The 6507-nt window shown below is 56.4% G+C and carries 6 protein-coding genes; 5 read left to right on the forward strand and 1 reads right to left on the reverse strand.

Annotated features, from left to right (window positions below):
* Positions 1-217: 217 nt before the first annotated feature.
* From K8W16_RS02085 to K8W16_RS02095, 3 genes are all read left to right on the forward strand, one after another.
* Positions 218-1048: an amidohydrolase family protein gene (locus K8W16_RS02085; RefSeq protein ID WP_304120728.1), complete on the forward strand. Its 831-nt coding sequence runs from the start codon at positions 218-220 to the stop codon at positions 1046-1048.
* A gap of 22 nt (positions 1049-1070) precedes the next feature.
* Positions 1071-2456, forward strand: coding sequence for an SLC13 family permease (locus K8W16_RS02090; RefSeq protein ID WP_304120730.1), 1386 nt, complete (start codon positions 1071-1073; stop codon positions 2454-2456).
* A 92-nt stretch (positions 2457-2548) separates the two neighbouring features.
* On the forward strand, positions 2549-3391 hold the full coding sequence (locus K8W16_RS02095; RefSeq protein WP_304120732.1) for an amidohydrolase family protein: 843 nt from the start codon (positions 2549-2551) through the stop codon (positions 3389-3391).
* Positions 3392-3535: 144 nt separating this feature from the next.
* Here K8W16_RS02095 and K8W16_RS02100 read toward each other — a convergent pair whose 3' ends face one another.
* Positions 3536-4525 carry a diaminopimelate dehydrogenase gene (locus K8W16_RS02100; RefSeq protein WP_304120734.1) on the reverse strand — a complete coding sequence of 330 codons (990 nt, stop codon included), beginning with the start codon at positions 4523-4525 and terminating at the stop codon, positions 3536-3538.
* 331 nt (positions 4526-4856) lie between these two features.
* On the opposite strand from K8W16_RS02100, the gene K8W16_RS02105 reads away from it, so the two are divergent.
* Together K8W16_RS02105 and K8W16_RS02110 are read left to right on the forward strand one after the other, a co-directional pair.
* On the forward strand, positions 4857-5393 hold the full coding sequence (locus tag K8W16_RS02105) for a methylated-DNA--[protein]-cysteine S-methyltransferase (protein ID WP_304120736.1): 537 nt from the start codon (positions 4857-4859) through the stop codon (positions 5391-5393).
* Positions 5394-6120: 727 nt separating this feature from the next.
* On the forward strand, positions 6121-6507 hold a 387-nt coding region (locus K8W16_RS02110), incomplete at its 3' end, for a hypothetical protein (protein ID WP_304120738.1).

Genomic DNA, 6507 nt, shown 5'->3' on the forward strand with positions numbered 1-6507 from the left:
GCATTCAGGGCCGGTATCTGCGGCTGTGTCATGGCTGTCATCTGCATGCTCGGTCTGGGACTGCCCCTAGTCATGGCCTTTGTGGGGCTCTGATACCCTCCTCCGCTTTCTGCCGCTCACATGGTTCCGACCATGTGTCGGCAGAAAGCAGTTGCCGGCATAATAAACGCCTCCTTTCCTTTACCCTTCCTCAACTCCCATGACAAAGGAGATTTCCATGGTCATAGACTTCAGAGTACGCGCCCCGTTCGCAGCCTATAAGGACAGTTTTTTCACTCCCGCCTGCCTCGAGCATCTGAACAGCGAAAGCATGCTGCGTGTGGATGCGCCCGTTTCCCCTTCCGCACTTCAGTATTCCATGCCCATGCTCATGCAGGAGGCCGATGAAGCGGGCATCGACAAAATGGTCGTTCCTGTAAGAAAGGCCACGGACGGACGCAACGAAGACCTAGAGGAACTCATTGCCCGCTATCCCGACCGTATCGTCGGGCTCGCCGGCGTTGACGGACACGACATCAACGCCGCCATTGCCGAAACGGAATGCTTCGTGGTGAACGGCAGCTGTACCGGCATCGTCATGGAACCTGGCCAGGACAAGACGCCCTGGTTTGTCAACTCCGCCTGGGCATTCCCCCTTTACGACTACTGCCAGGAACATCGCATTCCCCTGGTCTTCACCTTCGGCGGCATCATGACGCGCTCCCTGCGCTACTACGCCCCGGAACTCATCGACGACGTAGCCGCCGCCTTTCCCCGCCTGAACATCGCCCTCATGCACGGCGGCTGGCCCTATGTGACGGAAGTGTGCCAGATAGCCCTGAATCGCCGCAACGTCTATCTCGCCCCGGATTTCTACATGCTCCGTTCTCCCGGCATGTCGGACTACGCCATGGCGGCCAACTATCTGCTGCGCGAACGCGTCATATTCTCCTCCGCCTACCCCATCATGCCTCTCAATGGCGCGAAGGAAGGATACCTCAGCCAGCTGCGTGAAGAGGTCCGTCCTCTTGTCATGGGTGAAAACGCGGCTCGTTTTCTGGGGCTGTAATGCCGTGCGAGGTATCTGCCTTATGAATACCGCCATCTTTACCAGGCTGAAATGGCTCGTCACCATTCTGCTGCCCCTCAGCATACAGTGCATTCCGGCCACGGAATCCTTCCCTGCACCCATGAGGGAATTCCTGGTATCCACCATCTTCGTCATTCTGCTGGCCGCATTTGAACTTCTGCCCAACATGCTGGTAGGGCTGCTGCTGCCCGTGGCCTACGTCATCACCGGCACCGTGCCTACGCAGACCGCGCTGGGCATCTGGTCGGGCAACTTCATGATCTTCATGATCGTGGGCGGCATGATCTTCGCCAACGCCCTCGATGAAAGCGGCCTGCTGAACCGCATCGTCCTCTGGGCAGGCACCAAGTGCCGGGGGAGCCTTCTCAAGCTGCTCATGGCCCTCATGGTGGCCGGGCTTCTCGTCATGCTGGTATCCTTCACCAACGGCTGGATGGTGACCATCGTTCTCTGCTACGGCGTGGTCAAGGCCCTGAAGCTGGAACATACCAGCGAGGGCATTCTCATCATGATCGTATCCCAGATCGTGTCTACCGCCGCTTTGAACTTCATCTACAGCCCCGTCACCGTAGGCATGTGGGGCGGCGGCGTGCAGATGGTGGTCAAAGACTTTACCATGAGCTGGTGGACACTCACCGCCTACAACCTGCCCTTCATCGTCATCCAGTTCATCGTCGTCTACATCTTCTACAAACTCTATAAACCCTCTCCCTTTCTCAAGGGCGGAGCCCAGTACTTCGAAACGGAATACGCAAGGCTCGGCAAGCTGACGGTAAAGGAAAAGAAAGCCATTGTTCTGACCATCCTGCTCTTCGCCTATATCATAGGTCAGCCCTGGCACAAGCTGGACATGAACTACGGCTTCATCATCATCCCCATGCTGTTCTTCCTGCCCGGCATCGAGGTAGCCACCAAGAAAAAGTCGCTCGATACCGTGAACTTCGGGTTCATCGTGTTCATCGCCTCGTGCATGAGCATCGGCGGCATAGGCGCGGCAGTGGGCATAGGCCCGGCCATCAGCAAGTACATCTCCCCCATGCTCACCGGTTGCCCCATTCCCGTGTTCCTGTTCCTGTGCATCATCTTCGGCATCATCATGAATATTCTCATGACGCCTTCCGCCATGCAGGGGATGTTCCCCGGCCCGCTGGCAGCACTGGCCACAGGTCTGGGCATCTCCTATCCGCTGCTTCCCTTCATGGCCATGTTCTTCGCCAACGACATGGTGTTCTTCCCCTACGAAAATGCCTACCTGCTGGTACTGTTCGGCTTCGGCGTCATGTCCATGAAGGATTTCATGAAATACAACATCATCAAAATGGTCATCACCCTTATCCTGTTCTGGGTGCTGGTGCTGCCGTTCTGGTATGTGACCGGCCTTATCTGATCCTCCGCCGAAAGGCGCCCGCGCCAGGTTCCCTGCATTGCGGGCGTCTTCCCTCGCCTCATCTTCCCAACCCTTCTCATAAGGAGCCTCTGATGAAAATCATCGACGTGCGTCTGCGCCCTCCGTTCCCTCCCTATCTGGGCAAGGGCAACATGTTCGACATGGAAGCCGACAACCCTTTCGCCATCAATAAATTCTACAAGAATTTCGGCATGAACCTCTCCGATTCCATGCGTGAAGCCTCCATGGAAAAACTGCTCGAGGAAATGGACAGGGCCGGAGAGATGACGGGTGTGGTTTCCATCCGCAAAAACGCCCGGGGCTATGAAAACGAAGAACTCCTCAAGCTGCTTGAAGCATATCCCGGCCGCTTTCTGGGAGCCTGCGGCATACATCCCGACAGCAGCGCCGAAACCATGGCCACCCTGCAGAATTATGTGCTGGACGGCCCCTGTATCACGGCCTTCATGGAGCCGGGTTTTCACGGCGTCATGATCGACGACGAAGTGCTTTTCCCAACCTATGAGTTCTGTGAAAAACTCAACATCCCGCTGCTTATTTCCTTCGGAGGCTTCCACGGCCCCACGGATGAATTCTGCAAGCCCATCCACGCGGGCAACGTAGCCTCGGCCTTCCCCCGGCTGAAAATCGCCCTCTGCCATGCCTGCTGGCCCTGGGTGGAAGCGTCGGTATGGCTGGCCTTCCGCCACCCTAATATCTACCTTTCTCCCGATATCTACGCACTGCACTCCGCCGGGGCGCAGTCATACATCGAAGCCGCGAACTACATGCTGCGCGACAAGATCCTTTACGGCTCGGCCTATCCCTGTGTAGACGTGGAAAGCTCCGTAGCCATGTACCTTGAAAAGCTGCGCCCTGAAGTGGTGGAAAACATTATGTACAAGAACGCCGAAACATTCTTCGGCCTGAACTGATGCCCGGCCGTGAAAACGGCCTGAATACTCCGGCAACGCATGATTCCGCAGCCCCGCACAGGCCGGAAGGGACATGCCGCCCGCAAAAAAACGCCCGCTGCCGAACCGCAGCGGGCGTTTTTTTACGAATAATGAAACGCGCTATCAGAGCAGATGGGCGCGCAGGTCGGCCGCATCACGAGGAGAAAGCAGCGCAGGAGCGATGTCGAACACGGTCTTCGCACCCGTTTCACCCTTCTGAGCCAGACGGTACGCGGCGCGGGCATAGGCCGCCAGCACGCTGGAGGTAAACTCGGGGTTGGAACCAAGCTTCAGGGAATATTCAATGATATGACTTGTTTCTCCGTTCTTTCCGGTATTGCCGGTACGGATGACGAAACCGCCGTGCGGAATACCCTTGTGATCGCGATCCAGCTCTTCCTGGGAAATAAAGGTCACCGTAGTGTCGTACTCGTCGAAATAATTGGGCATCGTCTTGATTTCATGCTCAATGGCGGCCTTATCCGCACCTTCGGCGGCTACTACGAAACATTCGCGGGTATGCTTCTGACGGGTAGTGAGCTCAGGATTGCTGCCGCTGCGTACGGCTTCCATGGCGGCGGGCACCGGCACGGTATACTGGCGCGCATCCAGGACGCCCTTCACGCGGCGTATGGCGTCGGAATGGCCCTGGCTCACACCGCGCCCCCAGAAGGTATAGTCATGCCCGTTGGGCAGGATGCAGTTGGCATACAGACGGTTCAGGGAGAACATGCCGGGATCCCAGCCCACGGAAATGATGCCCACGGTGCCGGCCTTCTGAGCGGCCTTGTCCACCTCGGCGAAATGGGCAGGAATATTGGCATGGGTATCAAAGCTGTCCACCACATTGAACAGGGCCGCCAGTTCGGGAGTCTGCTTGGGCAGGTCGGTCGCGCTGCCGCCGCAGAGAATCATGACGTCGATGCGATCCTTCCATTCCGCCACGTCGGCGAGGCGGCAGACCGGAACGCCTTCGGTAAGAATCTTGACAGTAGAAGGATCGCGGCGGGAAAACACCGCCACCAGTTCCTGATCGGGATTGGCCGCAACGGCCAGTTCAACGCCGCGGCCGAGGTTGCCGTAGCCCACAATACCGATTCTGATCTTGGACATGAAAAAATACTCCATGATGAAGTTGTCGTTGGCTTTTTCAGAAAGATACGAAATTAGTCCGAAATGTCAAGAAAAATGACATTTTTGAAAAACACACCGCTAAAATGATATTTTTTTGTTTTATATATTACATTATTGTAAATAACAATCATACTGACGGACGAACACACTCAATCCAGGTATGGGAAATCGACAGGATTCCGGGAAGAAGGGCGTCGACGACCAGAAAGCCGCAAGCAGAAATCAGCCCGAAAGTGCCTTCCGTCCCTCTCCACCCGCTGGAAGTCGCTTCAGGAATATGCCACAATGGCGCTCTGCCAAAGGAGCCTGCATGTACTTCATCCGGTATCTCTCCCCTGTAGGACCGCTGACACTGACCGGGGACGAACAGCGTCTCACAGGGCTGTGGCTGGACGGTCAGAAATATTTTCAAAGCACCCTGCGCGAACCGCTTCTCCCTGATCCGGGGAGCGCCGTACTGACACAGGCCCGCACCTGGCTCGACAGATACTTTGCCGGGGAGAATCCCTCCCCGGAAGAACTGCCGCTCGCCCCTTCGGGCAGCGCCTTCCGGCAGCTTATCTGGAAGGAACTGTGCCGCATCCCTTTCGGGGAGGTGACCACCTACGGCCGGCTCGCCGAACGCGCGGCCATGCTGCTGAACCGGAAAACCATGTCCGCCCAGGCCGTAGGCGGCGCGGTGGGACACAACCCCATATCCATCATTATTCCCTGCCATCGCGTCGTGGGGAGCGACGGAAGCCTTACCGGCTATGCCGGAGGCCTGGAGAAGAAAATCCGTCTTCTGGAACTTGAAGGCGTGGATACGACCTCATTCCGCATTCCGACCAGAGGAACGGCCCTATAACTCCACTCCGTGCCCGGGCATACGGAGAATACCCCGCCTCCGTGTCCCCACGGAATCGCACCGTACAGGAAGCCACCAGAAGCCGAATCCCGGCAGAAAGGCATGCTTCTTCCGTTTTATGCTCCATCCGCACCAGGGCCACATCCCCTGCGGACGTTCCGCAATACAGCAAAGGCAAAAAGCAGGCTCTGCGCGGAGCGGCATCGGAAATCTGCCCGTCTTTATTCTCTCCGGCGTTTTTTCAGAAAAGCCGGCATGGCAATTCTCTCCCTGCTGCCGAAAAAATCCCTGCCCTGTCACATGATCCGGTTCAAACCTTCGGGGACGACTTTTCACATATCGCGGATTTCCACTCTCCTCGCCCCTTCTCCGTGTTCCATGCAGGACATTCTTCCGCAAAATTCCCCCCGAACAGTCTTTCCATGCCGGTTGCCGACGGAATCACGCCTCATGGCCTCATCGTATGCCGTCAAACTGAAGGCATTACCCGGGCGCCCGCCCACTGGATGGGAGCCCTCTGGCTCATCGTATGCCGTCAAACTGAAGGCATTACCCGGGCATGATGCGCTCTCATGATGAATTCTTCAGGAAATACAGCGGAATAAAAATTTTTTTGCAAGATATTCAAATCGGTTCGGGCCTGAATCCACAAAAATTTTCACCCCCATCCGTGTTTTTTCCCTGTGTTATGATATAATTGCAGGCAAAACAGACAAGGAGAAAAGCCATGTCGCAGTTCCGTACCCGTTCCAGAGCCGAAGGCAGAACCAAAACGACCTTTGCTCTTCCAGAATCCGACTATGCCCGACTTGAAACGCTGTCCCAATCCTTCTCCCTGAGCATCCGCAGTATCCTTGACAACCTTGCCGCAGAAGCCCACCAGATCCTGACGCCGGACAATGCCGGTCCGCTGCTCCCCATCACGGAAACATGCCTGAGAAAAAGTTACGGCATCAGCATGGAATCCAAGAGTATTTTTGAAGAACTTGCAAACAGCCGGGGAGTCTCCCGCAACCAGCTCGTTCACACCGTTCTGAACAGGTACTGTCAATCACTCGTACAATACCTTCAGGAGCTGCCGCATCGAAATACGGTCAACGCTCAGAAGCTCATG

The sequence above is a fragment of the Mailhella massiliensis genome, assembly GCF_020741395.1.
GTDB lineage: Bacteria > Desulfobacterota > Desulfovibrionia > Desulfovibrionales > Desulfovibrionaceae > Mailhella > Mailhella massiliensis_A.